Origin of the sequence: Actinopolymorpha sp. B17G11 (genome assembly GCF_040196095.1) — a bacterium.
Classification (GTDB): Bacteria; Actinomycetota; Actinomycetes; order Propionibacteriales; family Actinopolymorphaceae; genus Thermasporomyces.
In genome coordinates this window covers 28,255-47,060 of the sequence record NZ_JBEFTW010000013.1, presented here as the reverse complement: position 1 = coordinate 47,060, position 18,806 = coordinate 28,255, and the positions used below count along the sequence as shown (strand labels likewise).

General features: G+C 70.7%; 13 protein-coding genes. 9 read left to right on the top strand and 4 right to left on the bottom strand.

All coding sequences use genetic code 11. The features are described from left to right. Positions 1-145 precede the first annotated feature (145 nt). Positions 146-1,501: a serpin family protein gene (locus ABN028_RS15555; protein ID WP_349697061.1), complete on the bottom strand. Its 1,356-nt coding sequence runs from the start codon at positions 1,499-1,501 to the stop codon at positions 146-148. A 284-nt stretch (positions 1,502-1,785) separates the two neighbouring features. Here ABN028_RS15555 and ABN028_RS15550 point away from each other — a divergent pair, with 284 nt between their 5' ends. After that, positions 1,786-2,685: a beta propeller repeat protein gene (locus ABN028_RS15550; protein WP_349697060.1), complete on the top strand. Its 900-nt coding sequence runs from the start codon at positions 1,786-1,788 to the stop codon at positions 2,683-2,685. A gap of 102 nt (positions 2,686-2,787) precedes the next feature. Here the strand turns inward: ABN028_RS15550 and ABN028_RS15545 are convergent, their stop codons facing one another. Continuing rightward, entirely contained in the window at positions 2,788-5,892 is a 3,105-nt protein-coding gene (locus tag ABN028_RS15545) for a glycine--tRNA ligase (protein WP_349697059.1), read from the bottom strand. A gap of 131 nt (positions 5,893-6,023) precedes the next feature. Between ABN028_RS15545 and ABN028_RS15540 the strand changes: the two genes are divergently transcribed. From ABN028_RS15540 to ABN028_RS15530, 3 genes are all read left to right on the top strand, one after another. Beyond that, complete coding sequence (locus ABN028_RS15540) at positions 6,024-8,531, top strand: SCO7613 C-terminal domain-containing membrane protein (protein ID WP_349697058.1); 2,508 nt, start codon at positions 6,024-6,026, stop codon at positions 8,529-8,531. A gap of 62 nt (positions 8,532-8,593) precedes the next feature. Next, positions 8,594-9,862 carry a DUF418 domain-containing protein gene (locus ABN028_RS15535; protein WP_349697057.1) on the top strand — a complete coding sequence of 423 codons (1,269 nt, stop codon included), beginning with the start codon at positions 8,594-8,596 and terminating at the stop codon, positions 9,860-9,862. 361 nt (positions 9,863-10,223) lie between these two features. Beyond that, the gene (locus ABN028_RS15530) at positions 10,224-10,457 is read left to right on the top strand and encodes a hypothetical protein (protein ID WP_349325741.1); all 234 of its coding nucleotides are present in this window, start codon (positions 10,224-10,226) and stop codon (positions 10,455-10,457) included. Between the two features lie 316 nt (positions 10,458-10,773). Here ABN028_RS15530 and ABN028_RS15525 read toward each other — a convergent pair whose 3' ends face one another. Together ABN028_RS15525 and ABN028_RS15520 are read right to left on the bottom strand one after the other, a co-directional pair. Beyond that, positions 10,774-11,865, bottom strand: a complete 1,092-nt coding sequence (locus tag ABN028_RS15525) for an aspartate-semialdehyde dehydrogenase (RefSeq protein WP_349325742.1) — start codon at positions 11,863-11,865, stop codon at positions 10,774-10,776. Beyond that, positions 11,862-13,193 (bottom strand): aspartate kinase, encoded by a 1,332-nt coding sequence (locus tag ABN028_RS15520; RefSeq protein ID WP_349325743.1) that lies wholly within the window; start codon positions 13,191-13,193, stop codon positions 11,862-11,864. The genes ABN028_RS15525 and ABN028_RS15520 overlap by 4 nt, the downstream gene beginning before the upstream one ends. A 773-nt stretch (positions 13,194-13,966) precedes the next feature. Between ABN028_RS15520 and ABN028_RS15515 the strand changes: the two genes are divergently transcribed. The 5 genes from ABN028_RS15515 to ABN028_RS15495 all read left to right on the top strand — a co-directional run bounded on the left by ABN028_RS15515 (position 13,967) and on the right by ABN028_RS15495 (position 18,751). Further along, positions 13,967-14,878, top strand: a complete 912-nt coding sequence (locus ABN028_RS15515) for a decaprenyl-phosphate phosphoribosyltransferase (protein ID WP_349325744.1) — start codon at positions 13,967-13,969, stop codon at positions 14,876-14,878. A gap of 4 nt (positions 14,879-14,882) precedes the next feature. Then, positions 14,883-16,274: an FAD-binding oxidoreductase gene (gene dprE1 / locus ABN028_RS15510; RefSeq protein ID WP_349697056.1), complete on the top strand. Its 1,392-nt coding sequence runs from the start codon at positions 14,883-14,885 to the stop codon at positions 16,272-16,274. 94 nt (positions 16,275-16,368) lie between these two features. Further along, complete coding sequence (gene dprE2 / locus ABN028_RS15505) at positions 16,369-17,130, top strand: decaprenylphospho-beta-D-erythro-pentofuranosid-2-ulose 2-reductase (RefSeq protein WP_349697055.1); 762 nt, start codon at positions 16,369-16,371, stop codon at positions 17,128-17,130. A 177-nt stretch (positions 17,131-17,307) separates the two neighbouring features. After that, the gene (locus ABN028_RS15500) at positions 17,308-18,132 is read left to right on the top strand and encodes an SAM-dependent methyltransferase (RefSeq protein ID WP_349697054.1); all 825 of its coding nucleotides are present in this window, start codon (positions 17,308-17,310) and stop codon (positions 18,130-18,132) included. Between the two features lie 73 nt (positions 18,133-18,205). After that, positions 18,206-18,751 carry a GtrA family protein gene (locus ABN028_RS15495; protein WP_349697053.1) on the top strand — a complete coding sequence of 182 codons (546 nt, stop codon included), beginning with the start codon at positions 18,206-18,208 and terminating at the stop codon, positions 18,749-18,751. The last annotated feature ends 55 nt before the right edge of the window (positions 18,752-18,806 follow it).

Sequence of the window (18,806 nt, the reverse complement as noted above, 5' to 3'; positions counted from 1 at the left end):
CAGTCGTCACACTCTCGCCTCCTCTCGCTACCTGCCGTGGCCCCGCGACGGCAGAACCACCGCCGCGTATCGCCTCGAATGACACCGCATCATCGGCACACCGGCAACCGATTTTCCTGCCTGTACGAACGAAGCGAGCCAGACCTCACTTCGTCGCGGTCGGATCAGCCACCTGCCCCAGGAACAACGGCGTCTGCGTCGGCAGGTGGACCACCGCGAACGCGAACGCTCGGTCCGCCCGGATCACCGTCTTCGGCTCCGCCGGGAGGGAGGTCGTCCGCATCGCCAGGCCGGTGACGGCGGCTGCCTCCGTCCCGAACTCGTCGACGGTGATGTTGGCCCGGTGGATGGCCTGGTCGATATAGAGCCTGTCGGCGATGCCGGAGAAGTCGGCAGACCTGCCGAACGGCACCGTCATGCCGAGTAGCTGGAGCAACGAGGCGAGCTCGAGGTTGGTGGCGAAGTCCCAGCGTGGGAGTGCGACTCTCGCCTGTCCGCTCCGCAGCCCCGAGGCCACCTCCCGTAGCAGCTGCGGCCGCAGCAGGGTCACGGGCTTGAACGGTGCCGCGGCTGTCGGTTTCGCGGTCGGCACGACGATCCACATCGCGAGCTCTCCGCCGGCGTAGGGAAGTTCCGCCGCCTGCCAGTCCGCCCCCGACGCATGGCGAAACGCGCCCATCCGCGTCATCATCGGCGCCTTGACGGTGCCGCCGTCGGCCTTGGTGAAGGTCTCGGCACGGGTGGCGGACTCCTCGAACGGCACAGCCCAGTCGGCCTTCAGATACACGGCGTTCGCCAACACCAGCATGGTGTCAGGATTGAGTTGTTCGAAGAGCTTGGTGATGCGTTCGGCGGTCTGCTGGCGTACCCACGCGTTGATCGTCTCGAGCGCGGCAGGCGACTGCAGATCGAGCGTCTGGACGCCGGTGTCGTAGTGCTCCTTCAGCGTACGCAGAAAGGCTTCCCGGATGGCGAAGCCCTCCTGGGCGAACAACGCATTGGCGACGGCCACGACCGGCGGTGCCGGCGGCTCACCGGGCTCGCGCTTGCTCGACGCCCGAGGTGGCGCCTTGTCGGTGGTGACAACCTGCCGGGTGATGGCGTTCAACGCCAGGTGTGGACCGTCGGGCGGGAAGCCCAGAACGTCGTCGATCTGTACGGCGGTCTCTCCGCGGGCACCCGCCCGGACCATGCCGAAGGCGAAGGCGATGCTCGCCGGCGACGCGACGAAGTTCGTCAACGGATCGCTGGCCCGCTGCATGAGGGCATGCCCGAACGCCGTCATCCCGTCGACTGTCGGCGCCACCGGTGCATCGCGCGGCGGCGTGACCCGGTCAACTCCCTCGGCCGCCACCAGCCGCAGCCCCCCGCGCCCGTCCTTGCCACCCATGCCGTTCCCTCCGTTGGCACCGCCGGCTTCCCGGCCGCAGGCCGCGAGCAACGGCGCCGCCAGTGCGCCGATGAGCACCGCTCGCCGGGATGTCCCGACACCTTGCATCATCTCCGCCACCTCCCGCTAGGTCATCCAGATGGCGAGCTCGACGGGTGGCGAGTCCCGTCGGAGCTGGCCTCCCGAACGACGCCGCGGGACGGAAATCGGTTGTCCCGCGGCGTCGTCGCGCACTCAACCCGGGACAGGCCGATCTCGCAGCGGACAGTAAGGTCGTGCGGGCCCTCCGCGTCCAGCCGGGCGCGGGTTGAACCCGGATGCGACCAGTGCGGGGCGAACCCTTCCGTGCGACCACTCTTCCACGGAAGAATTGCCGACGGCGAAGGGAGATCTTGATGCCCGCTGGCATCTACGTGGGAACCGACGACGGGCTCCATGTCTTCGGGTCGCAGACGCGTCTCGAGCTGCCCGGGCGGCGACTCCGGACGCTGGTCGCAGACGGTGACAAGACCTGGGCCCTGGTCGGCGAGTCGGAGATCTTCAACGCGGGAGCGGCAGCCATCTGGCGCCACGTGACGCGGCTGCGCAACGTGAAGACCACCTGCATCCACCCGTCCGGCGACGGTCTCCTGATCGGCACCTACGGCGCCCATCTCTACCGGCTGCGTGGCCAACGGCTCGAACCGGTCGAGTCGTTCGACCTCGTCGACGGACGGGCCAAGTGGCACGCGGCGTCCGGCGACCAACCGTCGGTCGGCTCGATCGGTGTCGACGACGATGGCAATACGTTCGTCAACGTACGCATCGGCGGGATCCCACGCTCGACCGATGACTGCGCGAACTGGGAACCCACACTCGACATCGACGAGGACGTCCACCAGATCATCGCGCTCCCCGGCGACGGTCCGCTCCTCGCGGCGACCGCGCGGGGCCTGTCGACCAGTTGGGATCACGGCGGCGCCTGGAACCACCGCGCCCTCGGCCTCGACGGCACCTACTGCACCGCGGTCGGCGTGTGCAACGACACAGTGGTCGTCAGTGCGTCCGAAGGTACGAACGGCAAGGGCGCGGCGATCTACCGTGGCGGGCTGGAAGGTGTACGGCTCGAACGCTGCGGCAAGGGCCTCCCCGACCTCGAGACCAACATCGAGCCGCACTGCCTGGCAGGGGCCGGGTCGACGATCGCCTTCGGCACCACGACCGGCGCCGTCTATGCCAGCGCAGATGCCGGACGCAGCTGGGAACTCCTCGCCGACGGCCTTCCGGCGGTGCGCTGCGTCCTCGTCCGGGAATAGCTCGGCCTTTTCGTTTGGATGAGGGCGCCCCTCACGCGGGCGTCTCTTGGGTCAGCGGCGCCCTCATCCAAGCAGGGCATCCTTCCCGCACGGGCGCGCGGGTCAGAGAGCGTCCCAGTCGAGCACGGGGGCTGCGAGGTCGCGGATCGAGGCCAGCAACCCGAGCCGCGCCGCCCGAACCGCCGGGTCCTCCGCCATGACGAGCACCGCGTCGAAGAAGGCGTTCACCGGTCCCACCAGCGCCACGGCCGCGTCGACGAACTCCGCCAGCGTGTAGTCCGCGTCCGCGCCGAGCGCCTCGCGTACCTTGGCCAGCTCCTGATGCAACCCCAGCTCCTCGGGCTCGCTCAGCGCGTCCACGGCGTACTCCCCCGCGACGTCGGCCGGCACGATCCGCCGGACCCGCTGCAGGGCGGTCACCAGGTCGGTGAAGGCCGGGTCGGCCGAGGCACCTTCGGCGACGCCGGTACGCCGTTCGAGCTCGCGCAGCGTCTCCTCCGCGCGCGCCGGCCGGCTGGCCAACGGGAGGACCGCCTGCACGGGGTCATAGCCGTGGCCGGCATCGAGGAGCTGCTGTTCATACCGGCGTACGACGAACTCCCCGGCGTCGGCCCGGGCTGACGCCGCCACCTCCACACCGTGCGCCTCGACCTCGGCCGCCGCCGCCGCCAACCCCGCGTCCACCGTCACCGCCGCGAGCGATGGCCGCTCCCGCAGGATGTTCACGATGCCCAGCGCGGCGCGCCGCAACGCGAACGGGTCGGAACTCCCGGTCGGCGTGGCGCCCACCGCGAACAACCCTGCCAGCAGGTCGAACCGGTCCGCCAGCGCGAGCAGTGCGCCAGGTGTCGTCGCCGGCAGCGGACCGCCGGCGACCCGCGGCAGCTCCATGTCGTACAACGCCTCGGCGACGGCCTCGGGCTCGCCGGCCCGGCGGGCGTACTCCCGGCCCATCGTGCCGGCCAGCGACGTCAGCTCGACGACCATCTGCGACGCGAGGTCGAACTTCACCAGCTGCCCGGCCCGCGACAGTGTCGCCCGATCAGCGCCGGACAGGCCGACCAGGGAAGCAAGCGCGTCGGCCACCTTCGCGATCCGGTCGGCGCGTTCGGACATCGAGCCGAGCCGGTTCTCGAACGCCAGCTTCGCAAGGCCCGCGCGGTGTGCGTCGGGCTGCACCTCGAGGTCCGCGCGCCAGAAGAAGGCCGCGTCCTCGTAGCGGGCGCGCAGGACCGACTCGTTACCCGCGCGGACGACATCGGGATCGCACGCACCGTCGGCCACCGCCACGAACGCCGGACGAAGCGCCGCGTTGTTCCGGCTCCCGGACGGCCCCCGCTCGCCGGCGCCCGCGTCCACCACATCGGCCGCACGCACCGGCAGGTAGCGCTGGTGCTTGCGCATGACCGTCGTGAGGACCTCCGCCGGCAGCTCGAGATACCGCTCCTCGAACGCACCGCGGATCGCGACCGGCTGCTCCACCAGGTTGGTGATCTCGTCGATCAGCGCCGCCTCGCCCTCGACGTCGATGACGCCGCCCACCTCTGCCGCGAGCGCCTCCGCCGCCGCCACGATCGCGGCGCGGCGTTCGCTCGGATCGGCCACGATGTCGTGCGTACGCAGGAAGTCCAGATAACCGTCGGCGCCCGGGACCTCGACCACGGGTTGCGCGGCCGTACGCCGGACCCTCGTCGTCCGCCCCGACGCCACCGTCGACACGGCCACCGGCACCGGGACGTCTCCCAGCAGTGCGAGCAGCCAGCGGATCGGGCGGCTGAACGACAGCACCGGGTCGTTCCACCGCATGTTCTTGTCGGCGCGCAACTCGCTCACGACGGACGCCAGGAGTCCGCTCAGCACCTCGGTGGCGGGACGGCCGACGTCGGTGCGGACCGCCGCGACGTACTCCACGCCGCCCTGCTCGACCCGCGACAGCGCGGCCACGTCGACGCCCTGCCCGCGGGCGAATCCCGCCGCGGCCTTCGTCGGCTGGCCGTCGGCGTCATACGCAGCACTGACCCGAGGACCGCGAACGGTCCGCTCGGCGTCCGGCTCGTGTGGCTCCACGGCGTCGACGATCGCGATGATCCGCCGGGGCGTGCCGTAGGTGCGGACCTCGCCGTGCCCCAGCCGGGTCTCGCCGAGCTTCGCGCGCAGCGCCTCGCGAACCGCGTCCACCGTCTGTGCGACGTCGGCGTGGGGAAGTTCCTCGACCCCGATCTCGAACAGCAACGTTCGCGGGCCGTCGACCTCCGGAAAGCTCGTCGGTGCCGGGGCGGGCGCGGGTGGTTGCGTACGGCCGAGGGGGTAGTCGAGCTCCTCCCGGCGTTCGTCCCACAGGTTCGACACCTGCCGCGACAGCGCCCGCATCCGCCCGAACGCGTTGGCTCGCTCGGTCGTGCTGATCGCACCCCTCGAGTCGAGGACGTTGAACGCGTGCGAGCACTTGAGGACGTACATGTGCGCCGGCACCGGGAGCCGCTCGTCGACGCAACGCTGCGCCTCGGCTTCGTAGGACCTGAACAGCGTCCAGTTGGTCTCGACCTCGGCGTCGTCGAGGTAGTAGCGGCTCATCTCGTACTCCGACTGGCCGAACGCCTCGCCGTAGGAGATGCCGGGTGCGTACGCGATGTCCTTGAAGTGGTCGACCTTCTGCAGCGCCATCAGGATGCGCTCGATGCCGTAGGTGATCTCGACGCTCACCGGGTCGAGGTTGCGGCCGCCGGCCTGCTGGAAGTAGGTGAACTGGGTGATCTCCAGCCCATCCAGCCACACCTCCCAGCCGAGACCCCAGGCGCCGACCGCGGGCGAGGCCCAGTTGTCCTCGACGAACCGGATGTCGTGCGCGTCGATGTCGACACCGAGCGCGCGCAGGCTGTCGAGGTACACCTCCTGCGGATCACCCGGGTCGGGCTTGAGGATCACCTGGTACTGCGTGAACGTCTGCAGCCGGTTGGGGTTCTCGCCGTACCGGGAGTCGTCGGGGCGCACGCTCGGCTCGACGTAGGCCACCCGCCACGGCTCGGGACCGAGCACCCGCAGGATGGTCGCCGGGTTGTACGTACCCGCCCCCACCTCGGTGTTGAACGGCTGCACGATCATCGCGCCGCGCTCGGTCCAGTAAGCCGTCAGAGCCAGGAGTACGTCCTGCATCGTCGGAGCGCCCTGACTCGCCGGCTCGCTCTGACTCGACGGCTGCTGTGTCATCGGCGGAGTCTTCCCCGTCACCTCACGTGCCACGCCGACCACCCTAATGTCGCCCACTCCGGATACTCAGGGCGGACCTGAGTACGCCGACGGATGGCGGCGTGGGTCGGCCAGGTCGATCATCGGCTGCCATGGACGAATCCGAGGGCAGCCCACCCACATCACCCGCCTCAGGGGATCCGAGTCCGCTGTGGGAGCAGCTCCGCGAGGTCGACGCCCGGCTTGCCTGGTTGGCGACGGAACGGGACTTCGCGCTGCGACACCGCGCGACCCTGGTCGCCGCGCTCGACGCCCGCCCGGCGACCTCCCCGGCGCCCGGTCACCGGACTCCGCCGACAGCGGGGCAACGCCGCGAGCTGTCGGTCCAGACCGTCCAGAATCTGCTCCTTGTCCTGGGTGGGGCCCTGCTGTCCGTCGCCGCGGCGGTCTTCACGATCTGGAACTGGGGTCAGATCGGACTCACCGGACGCGCCGCCATCCTGGGCGCGATCACGGCCGTCACGCTCGCGATTCCCAAGCTTCTGCTCGTTCGGAACCTCCGTTCGACCGCCGAGACCGTCGCCCTGCTGGGGTTCGCCCTCGTGCTGTTGGACGGGTACGCCGCCCGCTGGACCGGCCTGGCCGGACTCGACCGGCTCCCGCCGGGGCCGTACGCGGCCGGGTTGGTCGCTCTGGTCTCGGCCGGGCTGGTCGCGTACTCCAGGGTGCTGCCACCGCTCCGGCTGCCTGTCTCCGTCGCGCTGGTCCTCGCCCAGATCGTCCTACCGCTGCTCGCGTGGAACGCCGACCCGCCAGGCACCGCCTCGTGGCTGGTGGCCGCACTGATCGCCACGGCCGCCTTCGACGTCACGGTGGCCGTCACCGGGAGGGCCCTCCGCAGGGCCGCGACGACCTGCTTCGGGTTCGCCTGGTCGGCCGGCGTCCTGGTCGGTCTGGCGCAGCTGCTCTCCACGCCCGACCCGGTTCAGGTGCGCGCGGCCGCCGGGCTGCTTGCCGTCGCGGTCCTCGTGGGCCTGGCCGTGACCGTGCCGGCGATCATCCACCGCGCCAGGCCGTTGGAAGCGCTGACGCCGCCGGTCGCCGTGGTCTCGGCGGTGACGGCGTGCCTCGCCCTCGCGACACCGCTGCGGATTCCTCTCGACGGACGCTGGCAGCTGGTGCCGTACGCCGCCGCCGGCCTGCTGGTCCTCGCCGCCACCCCTGCCGCCCGCTGGCTGCCGGCGCCGGTGCGGGGCGGATGCCGGATCTCCGGCGCGGGGGTCGCCGCCGCGAGTGCCCTTCCGCAGGTGCCGATTCTGCTGGGCACGATCGCGGCCCCGGTCGGCTGGATCGTCGAGCCGTGGTCGGGTGCGCCGGACGGGGTACGCGGTGTCACCGTCGCTCCGTCCCTGTCCTACGCCACGTCGTCCCTGATGACCTACATCACGGCCCGCCCGGCTGACCTGGTCGTCCTCGGGCTCCTCCTCGGCTGTTTCCTGCTCCTGGCCGTCGGTACCCGTTCGCCTGGACTCAGGTCGCCCAGCGTCGGCGTGAGCATCGCGCTCGGCGCCGTGATGATGGCGGAGGTACCGGTCGCCCTGGACTTCTCCTACGAGGCGGCGATCGGCACGTTCCTCGTCGCGGCCGTCGTCTCTACCGGCGCGGCGAGCCGGCTGCGTGACGTCGCGGTGGCCTACTGGACCGGCACCGTCTCCGGCGTACTCGCCCTCCTCGCGCTCTCGTGGGCGCTGGCGACCGAGACCGCGACTCTCGTCGTTCTCGGCGTACTCGCCCTCGGGTCGGCGAGCCAGGCCGTCCTCGCCCGGGTCCGCGAGTTGCGTCCGGTGAGTGCCATGGCGGCCACGTTCCTGGTCGGGGGATTCGCCCTGGCCTCGGGCCTCGCGGCCGGCTGGCCGGCGCGTAGCTCCGCGTTCCTGGTCCTGGGCGTCGCGGCGGTCGGTACGGCACTGGCGGCGGTGCTGGCCCGGCGCAGCGCTCGCGCGGACCTCGCGCCTGGCGTGGAGTGGGGGTCCGCCGTCCTCGTCGTCGCGGCGATTCTCCTCACCTTCGGCGATGCGCGGCTGTTCGGTGTGGGCCTCGCGTCGGCCGGCGTCCTCGCTCTCGCCACGTCGCTCCGCCCCGCCCGCCGATCCGCGCGTCCTGTCGGCCTGACCGCCCTCGTGCTCTCCTCCTGGGTCCTGCTCTGGGCGGAAGGTGTCGGGCTGATCGAGGCGTACACGGTTCCGGCGTCGATCATCCTGCTCGGGCTGGGCTGGTGGCGTCGCCGGACGGTGAGCCCTGGTCCCTCGTCGTGGCATGCGTACGGCTCGGGTCTGTCGTTCACCCTCGCGCCCTCGCTGCTGCGCGCGGTGACCGGCGAGCAGTGGGAACGACCGCTGCTGCTCGGTACCTGCTGCCTCGCGATCACCCTGCTCGGCGCGTGGAGACGGCTGCAGGCGCCGGCCGTCCTGGGTGGCGGCGCGCTCGTCGTCCTCGGGGGCGTCGAGCTCGCCCCCTTCGTGGCCGAACTGCTCGTCGCGCTTCCCAGGTGGATCCCGTTCGCGGTCGGCGGACTGCTCCTCCTCGTGGTCGGTGCGACGTACGAACACCGCCTGCGCGACGTCCGGCGACTGCGCAGCGCCGTGGCGCGCCTGCACTGATCGGGCGTCCTGAGCGCCGGGGGCGGGCATGGGTTCGCCGCCGGCATGGCAGGCTCTGCAGCATGCGGATGAGGGCCGGCAGCGGCCGCCCGGTCGGTGCCGACGGACCGGTCGGTGCCGACGGACCGGTCGCGCGGGGTCCTGTCACCCGCCAGGAGCGCGCGCTCGCGCCCGACCTCGCCCGTGGCGCCATGCTCGCGTTCATCGCGCTCGCCAACGCGCCGCTGTTCCTGTACGACCGGCCGCGTGGACCCCGCCTGCACGTGATCGACACCGGCCTGGTCGACCGGATCGCGAGCTTTGCCGTGGTGACGTTCGTGGACGGCCGGGCGTATCCGATGTTCGCCGCCTTGTTCGGTTACGGCATGGTCCAGCTCTACCGCCGCCAACGCGCCAGCGGTTCGGCGGAGCCGGCCATCCGGCGGGTGCTGATCCGCCGCAACCTGTGGCTGCTGGTCTTCGGATTCGTCCACGCGGCCCTGTTGTTCCCGGGCGACATCCTCGGTGGCTACGGGCTGGCGGGTCTCTTCATGCTGGCGCTGCTGCCGGTCTCCGGTCGTGGACTGCTCATCTGGGCGGTCCTCTTCACCGTCCCGGTCGTGGTCCTCGGCTCGACGTACGGCCTGGCGACCGGTGACGGCGGTGCGCTGGTCGGAGCGCTGAGCACGCCGGATCCCTGGGCGGCCGTGACGCTTCGGCTCGCGGACTGGCTGGCGGCGACGCCGTTCACGGCCCTGGTGGTCATCCTGCCGATGGTGCTCGGCCTCTGGGCCGGCCGCCGACGCATCCTCGAGGAGCCGGAACGGCACCGGATCCTGCTCCGTCACACCGCGGTGGCGGGGCTATCCCTCGCCCTCGCCGGCGGGCTGCCGCTGGATCTGGTGGTGGTCGGTGTCCTGCCGTCCTCGTCGGTCACCGTCAACCTGGTGTACGGCGCCCTGCACACACTGACCGGTGTGGCCGGCGGCCTCGGCTACGCCGCGCTGGTGGGGCTGCTCGCCGCCCGCCTCCAGTCCCGGTGGGCGCGGCAGGCGCTGCCGGGTCAGCGACGCGAGGTCGCCCCGGGTCGGATCACCACCGCCGTGGCCGCCTGTGGCGAGCGGTCACTGTCGTGCTACCTCGCGCAGTCGGTGGTGTTCGTACTCCTCTTCACCCCGTACGCCGGCGGCCTCGGCGCGCACCTGGGAAGTGCCGCGACGGCGGGGGTTGCCCTCCTCACCTGGCTCGCCATCGTCGCCGGAGCGGGCGTCCTCGGTCGGGTCGGGCGGCGTGGTCCGGCGGAGGTCCTGCTGCGTTCCCTGACCTATCGAGCCCCACGCGGGAACCGCTAGCACCGGAGCCGCCCTTGTTGCGCACAGTGACAGGTCGGCGGAGTCCAGCGCGCGACGACGCACGCCACATTTGCCGTGTCTCGGGGGGATTGGCGTGTGTCGTATCCGCTGTCTCACATCGCGTACAGTCCAACCTCTCAGATCCCGAGACCATCACGTCCGAGCGTCGCTCTCCGTACAAGTGCCGCTGTCGGACTTGCCTTGCAGCCCTGCCGGTGCCGGATTTCCCTGTGGAGCACTACCGGTTGACCACTCGTGTACTGCTGAGTTCTCGCCCGTCTCACATTCGTACGCGCAGCTACGCTGGACTCCACCTGGCGCCGCACAGCTTCGCGGCTGCCCGACGTACACGGGGTGGGCCATGGAACTTCTGCTCTTCGCGGTCATCAGCCTGCTGGTCCTCGCCCTGCTCTTCGTCGGCATCAGCACGGTGTTCCGGATGGTGCCACGAACCGCACAGCGGAAGCTTCCCGTGCAAGGGGTGGGCTGGACAGGCGGGTCGCATTACTACGGGACGACCTCCGAAGTCGGCAACGCCGATCTCGGCGACGCGGGCAGTGGTGGCTCTGGCGGCGATGGGGGCGGTGGCTCCTGAACCTGCGGCCCCGACCACGGCAGCACTCATCGCACGGCGCCGGAGGCCAGTCCGCCCACGTCAACCGCTGGAAGACGAGGACGAGCACGAGTGGCGGGAGCACCGCGACCACACCTGCTGCCGCCATCGAGGTGTGCGAGACGTTGAGGTCGGTCGCGACGTTCGCCGGTTCGTGACCGCGCGCGGGGGCCCTTCGTAGGACCGCCCCGGTCTGGATGAGGGTGCCCCTCACACGAAAGCCGCTTGGGCGAAGGGACCCCTCATAGGAAGATGCTCCGCCAGCGGGTGCCTTTGAGGTGCCCGAGGCGCAAGGCGGTCAGGAGACGGGGACGCCGGCGAGTTCCTCGGCCACGAGTTCGGCGATCTGCGCGGTGTTGAGCGCCGCACCCTTACGCAGGTTGTCTCCGCACACGAACATGTCCAGCGCCTGCGGGTCATCGAGCGCCCGCCGCAGCCGGCCCACCCAGGTCGGGTCCGTGCCCACCGCGTCCGCGGGCGTCGGAAACTCCAGGTCCTCCGGCTCGTCACACAGCACCAGGCCCGGTGAGTCACGCATGATCTGCCGCACCTGTTCGACATCCAGCTCGCGGGCGAACCGGGCGTGGACGGCGAGCGAGTGGGTCGTGACGACGGGGACACGTACGCAGGTGGCGGACACGGCAAGGTCAGGCAGCCCGAGGATCTTGCGCGACTCGTTGCGTACCTTCAGCTCCTCGCTGGTCCAACCGTCCTCGCGCAGCGAACCCGCCCACGGCACCACGTTGAACGCCAACGGCGCCGGGAACGGCCCGAGGTCGTCACCGACGATCCGCCGGACGTCGCCCGCACGGGTGCCGATCTCCCGGTGGCCCGCGACCTTCGCCACCTGGTCGTACAGCGTGTCGATGCCCGACTGTCCCGCACCGGACGCCGCCTGGAAGGACGCCACGACCAGGGACTCGAGCTCGTACGCACGATGCAGCGCGCCCACCGCGACGATCATGGCGAGCGTCGTGCAGTTGGGGTTGGCGATGATCCCTCTCGGCCGCTCGCGGGCGGCGGGCGCGTTGACCTCGGGCACCACGAGCGGGACGTCGGGATCCATCCGGAACGCACCGGAGTTGTCGACGACGACCGCGCCGTAGGACACGGCGACCGGCGCCCAGGTCGCCGAGACCTCGTCGGGAACGTCGAACATCGCGATGTCGACGCCTTCGAAGCAGCGTTCGGAGAGCGGGACGACCTCGACCTCCTCGCCGCGTACCGTCAACTTGCGCCCGGCCGACCGTGGCGAGGCGACGAGCCGGATCTCCCCCCAGATGTCACGGCGGGTGGACAGGATCTGCAGCATCACCGTGCCGACCGCGCCGGTCGCACCGATCACCGCGAGGGTCGGCTTCTTCTCCCCGAGGTCCGCGCCCACGCTCATCGGCCAGTCCCTCCGTAGACGACGGCCTCTACCTCGTCGGCGTCGAGGTCGAAGGCTCGGTGGGCGCCCGCGACCGCGGCGTCGACGTCATCCTCGTCGACGACCACCGACACCCGGATCTCCGAGGTGGAGATCATCTCGATGTTGACACCGGCCTCGGCCACCGCCGCGAAGAAGCGTGCCGCCACGCCCGGGTTGGTCCGCATGCCGGCGCCGATGAGCGACACCTTGCCGATCCGGTCGTCGTAGAGCAGTTGCTCGTAACCCACCTCGCCCTGGATCTTGGCGAGCGCGGTCATCGCGTGCTGGCCGTCGGCGCGCGGCAGCGTGAACGAGATGTCGGTTCGGCCCGTCACCACCCCGGAGACGTTCTGCACGATCATGTCGATGTTGATCTCGGCGTCGGCGAGTGTGGCGAAGATGCGAGCGGCCTCACCGACCTTGTCCGGCACGGCGACCACGGTGATCTTCGCCTCGCTCTTGTCGTAGGCGACACCGGAAATGATCGGCTGCTCCATCTCGCCCTCCTCTGAGGTGATTTGCCGGTCCGTCGGGACGTCGACGGCGTGGGCTGCCTTCGCCGCGCGTACGACGTCGGCGTCGGCGACCCACGTGCCCGGATTCATGCTGAACGACGAACGTACGTGGATCGGCACGGAATACCGCCGGGCGTACTCCACGCACCGCAGGTGCAGCACCTTGGAGCCGCAGGCCGCCGTCTCCAGCATCTCGGCGTAACTGATCTGCGGGATCCGTCGCGCACTGGGCACGATCCGCGGGTCGGCGGTGAAGACCCCGTCGACGTCGGTGTAGATCTCGCAGACGTCCGCGTCGAGAGCCGCGGCGAGCGCGACGGCCGTGGTGTCGGAGGCCCCGCGACCGAGCGTGGTGATCTCCTTCGTGTCCTGCGAGACACCCTGGAAGCCCGCGACGATCGCGATCGCGCCTTCCTCCAACGCCTGCCGGATCCGACCAGGCGTGATGTCGATGATCTTCGCCTTGCCGTGATGGGACGTGGTGAGGACGCCGGCCTGGCTGCCGGTGTAGGACTTGGCGGTCTGGCCGAGGTTGGCGATCGCCATCGCGAGCAGAGCCATCGAGATCCGCTCACCGGCCGTGAGGAGCATGTCCAGCTCCCGCGGCGGTGGCAGTGGACTCACCTGCTGCGCGAGGTCACGAAGGTCGTCGGTGGTGTCGCCCATGGCCGAGACCACCACGACGACGTCGTGTCCGGCCTTCTTCGTCGCCACGATGCGCTGGGCGACACGCTTGATGCATTCGGCATCGGCCACCGACGAGCCGCCGTACTTCTGCACGACTAGGCCCACGGGAATAACGCTCCTGCATTTGGCGGGTCGAGAGTCCGGGGCCGGCGTGAGCCAGCCCTGGTCGGCACCGTTGCCGCGCCACAGTCTACCGACGGCGACGCTTCGTGGACGGACTGTCCAAGTTGTGGGCGCTCTCCCCGCGCCTGGGCCCGAGCGGAGCTCTAACCCGCCCTCTGGCTGCCTTTGGCGGCGTGGCCGCGTAGGTGGGACCGCGTAGGTGGGACCGCGTAGGTGGTGGTACGCATCCGCACGGCACCCACGCGGTGGCTGCGCCCCGCTGCCTGCCACCCGATCCAACGGCGCTCTGACCGTGATCATGACCGTGATCATGAAGAGGAGCGGGCGCTATGTGCCCTAACGCCTTCATGGACCGGAACGGCTTCATGATCACGCCCCCAGCCTCCCCCTTAGGCTCGCCTGCGTGCGCTGCCTGAACCGCCAGCGCTGCACCCTCCTCCGCCAGCGCTGCACCCCCCGCCGCCAGCGCTGCACCCCCCGCCGCCAGCGCTGCACCCCCCGACTGCGCTGCACCGCCCGCCTGCGCCGTCCTAGCCACCCCGCCTGCGTGATCATGAAGCGAAACCGGTCCATGAATGGAAACAGGGCTATATCACCTGAGAAGCTTCATGATCACGATCATGATCACGGGGAAAGCCCGTGGGCGAGGTCGGCTGAGTTTTTGGTCCCGATCGCGGTGAGCGCACGAGACGCGGTGAACGCACCGGAAGCGCGGTTAGGATGCGGCGAAGCGGGATCCGAGGGAGCTGGGCGATTTGACGACGGCCGCACCGGAACGGGCGACGACCACGCCCCTACCGGAATCGCGCCTGCGCGGGCTGGTCCGCGCCTGCCGTCCCCGCCAGTGGATCAAGAACGTCCTCGTCCTCGCCGCACCCACCGCCGCCGGCGTGTTGACCCAGGTGGACGCGATCCTCGACGTCGCCATCGCGTTCGGAGCGTTCTGCCTGGTCGCGAGCGGAACGTATCTGATCAACGACGCCCGCGACGCCCATGCCGACCGGGCCCATCCGCGCAAGCGGCGCCGCCCGGTCGCCGCCGGGATCGTGTCGGCGCGCCTCGCCTACGCGACGGGGGCGGTGTGCCTGGCCGCCGGGACCGCCGCGGCCTTACTCACCGGGAGCTGGCACCTCGCCGCCGTGATCGGTGCGTACGTCGCCCTCACCACCGCGTACTCCCTCGCTCTCAAACACATCCCGATCCTCGACCTGGTGAGCGTCGCGGGCGGCTTCGTCCTCCGCGCGGTTGCCGGCGCGGCGGCCGTCGACGTGGCGGTGTCGAGTTGGTTCCTCATCGTCGCCACCCTCGGCTCGCTGTTCATGGTCGCCGGCAAGCGGGAGGCCGAACTCCGCAACGGCGGCCGGGGCGAGTCGCGGGCGACGCTGCAGCTCTACACCCGAGAGTTCCTGTGGTACGTACGAGCGACGTCGTCCGGGGCCCTCCTCGTGTCGTACTGCCTGTGGGCGTTCGACCAGCACGTCGGCATGTCCAGGCTGGCCTTCGGCCTGTCGATCGTGCCGTTCTCGGTGGGGATCCTGCGCTACGCCATGCTGGTCGACGCCGGATCAGGTGAGGAACCGGAGGAGACGGTGCTCTCCGACCGGCTGTTGTTCCTGTCAGGAGTTGCGCTCGCCGGGTGCCTCGCGATCGGCGTCTATGTCGTCTGAGCCCGTGCCCCGTACGTCAGCGGGCAGCGATGCGCCGATCCGGCTGCTCACCGGATGGGGCCGTACGTCGGCCACCGCCGCGCGAGTCGCGACCCCCCGGTCGGTCGAGGATGTCGCCGCGCTCCTGGCCGACCCCCCGCCACGCGGTGTCATCGCGCGCGGCCTCGGCCGGTCCTACGGTGACGCTGCCCAGGACGCCGGCGGACTCGTCGTCGACTGCACCGGCCTCGCGCCCCAGCTCACCATTGACACCGAGCACGGCATCGTCACCGCGTCGGCCGGCCTCAGCCTCGACCGGTTGATGCGCGATCTGGTGCCCGCCGGCTGGTTCGTACCCGTGACCCCCGGGACCAGATTCGTCACCGTCGGCGGAGCGGTCGCCGCTGACATCCACGGCAAGAACCATCATGTCGACGGGTCGTTCGGCGCCGCGCTGCTCGGGCTCACCCTGGTTCTTCCCGGCGGCAAGGTGGTGAAGGTCGGCCCAGAACCGGGCGAGGACCCCACACTGTTCTGGGCGACCGTCGGCGGGATGGGACTGACCGGGATCGTGGTCGACGCGACCTTCCGGTGCCTGCCGGTCGAGACCTCACGGATGCGGGTCGACACCGAGCGCGCGGCGAACCTCGACGAAGCGCTGGCCCTCATGACCGCCACCGACCATCGTTACCACTACACCGTCGCGTGGATCGATCTCCTGGCGCGCGGACGTGCGGTGGGGCGAAGTGTGCTCACCCGCGGACGGCACGCCCAGGTGGCCGAGCTGCCCCGCCGCTCGCGGGTCACACCGCTGGCGTTCGACCCACGGGCGCGACTCATCGCCCCTCCGTGGGTGCCGGCCGGACTGCTGAACCCCGTGACGGTCCGCGCGTTCAACGAGCTGTGGTTCCACAAGTCGCCGGGCGGGCGGGTCGGCAGACGCGCTGAGATCCAGGGCCTGGCGGAGTTCTTCCACCCGCTCGACGGCATGTCGGGGTGGAACCGGCTCTACGGGCGGCGCGGGTTCGTGCAGTACCAGTTCGTCGTGCCGTACGCCGGAGTCGACGCCCTCCGCTCGATCGTCTCCGACCTGGCGGCAGCGGGGGTCGCGTCGTTCCTCGCGGTCTTGAAGCGGTTCGGGCCGGCGAATCCCGCGCCGCTGTCGTTCCCGATGCCGGGATGGACGCTCGCGCTCGACCTACCGCTCGGCGACTCCCGGCTGGCGGGGATGCTGCGCGACTTCGACGCGCGGGTGGTGACGGCGGGTGGGCGGGTCTATCTCGCGAAGGACTCCACGCTGTCCGCCGAACTCGTCCCCGCGATGTATCCCGAGCTGGCCGCCTGGCGGAAGGTGCGGGACCGGGCCGATCCGAGCGGTGTCCTAGCCTCAGACCTGGCCCGCCGCCTCGAACTCTGACCTGGGACGGCAGGCTTGGTTCTGTGCGTACACCCGGACTGCCGCGTACGCCCGATCCTTCCCACGCACGCCCGATCAGCTCCGGAGGCCACCAGTGAAGAACGCGGTCGGCGCGGTGACGTCCGTCCTGCTTCTGGGCGGCCGCAGCGAGATCGGCCTCGCGATCGTGCGGGCACTCGTCGCGCGGGGTGCGCGGCGCGTCGTCCTCGCCGTGCGCGACGGTAAGCCGGACGAGACCACCGTCGAGGCGCTCCACGCCGCGGGAGCGAGCCTCGTCGAGCCGCTCGAGTTCGACATCGCCGCACCCGAGACGCACGAGGACGCGGTGGCGCGAGCGGTCGCCCTGGCCGGCGATCTCGACGTCGTCATCGACGCGGTCGGCGTGCTCGGGTCGACACCGGCGTACGAAGCCGACCCCGCGGGTGCCGCCCACTCCGCCGTCGTCAACTTCGCCGGCCACGTGTCCGCGAACCTCGCCGTCGCCGGGGTCCTCCGGACGCAGGGGCACGGGACGCTGGTGGTGCTGTCGTCGGCTGCCGGCGCCCGCGTCCGCAAGGCCAACTACGTCTACGGCGCCGCGAAGGCAGGTCTCGACGGGTTCGCCCAGGGACTCGGCGATGCGCTCGCCGGCTCTGGTGCGCGGGTGCTGCTGGTCCGCCCCGGCTTCGTCCGTACGCAGATGACCACGGGCATGCCCGACGGGCCCTTCGCGATCGGGGCCGACGACGTGGCGCGGGCGGTGGTCGACGGCCTGGCGACCGGGCGGGAGACGGTCTGGGTGCCCGCGGGCCTCGGCCCTCTCTTCGCCGTGTTGCGCGTACTCCCCCGGGCCGTCTGGCGGCGGCTGCCGCGCTGACCAGCCGACGGGCCGCTCGGCCGCGCCGGATCTCGGGCCGTGCCCGAACCCAGCGTGGAGGACATGACCGAAACCTGTACGGTCCTTCGGACCACCGGACGTGGGGTGCACTGGGGCCAGCGAGAACGTACGGATCATGGCAGACTTCCTCGCGACGATCTTCGCGTGGAGGCCGACATGACGACAGACGCCGTTCCCCCTGGTGTTGATCCGACCATCCCGAGCGCCGGTCGGCTCTACGACTACTACCTCGGCGGCACCGAGCACTTCGAGGTCGACCGGAAAGCGGCCGAGCTGGTACGGATGGCCGCGCCTGAGCTCGAGGACGCCGCGTGGGCCAACCGCGGGTTCCTACAACGCTCGGCAAAGTGGCTCGCGGCAGAGGCGGGCATCCGCCAGTTCATCGACATCGGTGCCGGCCTCCCCACCCGCAACAACACCCACGAGGCCGCGCAGGCGGGCGCGTCGGACGTCCGGACCGTCTACTTCGACAACGACCCGATGGTCATCGCCCACGCGAGGTCGCTGATCGTCGACACCCCCCACACCATCTTCCTCTCGGGTGATCTCCGCGATCCCGACGCCATCCTCAACGATCCAGCGCTGCGCGACCACCTTGACCTGTCTCAGCCGGTCGCGTTGATGCTGGTCGCGGTCTGCCACTTCATCGCCGACGAGGACGACCCACAAAGGCTCATCGGTCGCTACATGTCGGAGTTCGCGTCGGGAAGCTACCTCGCCCTCTCGCACGGGACGACGGAGAAGACATCGCCGGTGATCGCCGAGCAGGTGCGCGAGATCTACGAGAAGGCGACCGAGCAGCTGCACCTGCGTTCCAAGGCTGAGATCGCGAACCTCTTCACCGGGTTGGAGCTGGTGTCGCCCTATGACGGCGCCGAGCCGGGACTCACCCACATCGGACTCTGGGGTGCCGACGATCCCGAGGCAGCCGACAGCGACGGATCCCGGTGGGCGTTCTGCGGAGTCGCCCGCAAGCCCTAAGGGGGTGAGCCAGCGCCGCGGCATTCCGTCGTGGCGGGCCGGTTCGCGACCCGCGTGGGTTAACGTTCGGCGGGTGAGTGTTCGGCGGTGGATCTGGCTGTGGCGGCGATTCGAGCACCTCGTCGCCGAGCTGGCGAAGTTCGGGACGGTCGGCGGCATCGCCGCGATCATCGACATCGCCGGATCCAATGTCCTGCGGTTCGGGCTCGACCTCGGGCCGCTCACCTCCAAGACGATCTCGGTGGCGGTCGCGGCGACGGTGGCGTTCCTGGGCAACAGGTTCTGGACCTGGCGGCACCGCGCCCGGCAGGGGCTGGCGACCGAGTACCTCCGCTACTTCGCCCTCAACGCGGTCGGCCTCGCGATCGCGTTGGGCGTCGTCGGCTTCACCGTCTACATCCTGCGGTTCGACGGGCCGCTGGCCTACAACCTGTCCGCCAACGTCATCGGGCTCGGCCTCGGGTCGCTGTTTCGCTTCTGGTCCTACAAGCGGTGGGTGTTCCTGCCGCCCGACCTGCCACCGGTCGATCCGCACACCGGCCTTCCCGTTCCCACCGACAGTTCGGCGGGCCTTCACCCGCGCGTCAGGGCCTCTGCCTCCGGCGACATCGAGACCTGACGACCCGCGGTCTGCCGGCGACTGACAGGGCTCGCTTTGGGAGCGGACGTCGCGT

Bases quoted from the DNA above. Each gene is read 5' to 3' on its own strand.
- ABN028_RS15555 (WP_349697061.1), bottom strand. From the start codon at position 1,501: ATGATGCAAGGTGTCGGGACATCCCGGCGAGCGGTGCTCATCGGCGCA.
- ABN028_RS15550 (WP_349697060.1), top strand. From the start codon at position 1,786: ATGCCCGCTGGCATCTACGTGGGAACCGACGACGGGCTCCATGTCTTC.
- ABN028_RS15525 (WP_349325742.1), bottom strand. From the start codon at position 11,865: ATGAGCGTGGGCGCGGACCTCGGGGAGAAGAAGCCGACCCTCGCGGTG.
- ABN028_RS15540 (WP_349697058.1), top strand. From the start codon at position 6,024: ATGGACGAATCCGAGGGCAGCCCACCCACATCACCCGCCTCAGGGGAT.
- ABN028_RS15535 (WP_349697057.1), top strand. From the start codon at position 8,594: ATGCGGATGAGGGCCGGCAGCGGCCGCCCGGTCGGTGCCGACGGACCG.
- ABN028_RS15530 (WP_349325741.1), top strand. From the start codon at position 10,224: ATGGAACTTCTGCTCTTCGCGGTCATCAGCCTGCTGGTCCTCGCCCTG.
- ABN028_RS15545 (WP_349697059.1), bottom strand. From the start codon at position 5,892: ATGACACAGCAGCCGTCGAGTCAGAGCGAGCCGGCGAGTCAGGGCGCT.
- ABN028_RS15500 (WP_349697054.1), top strand. From the start codon at position 17,308: ATGACGACAGACGCCGTTCCCCCTGGTGTTGATCCGACCATCCCGAGC.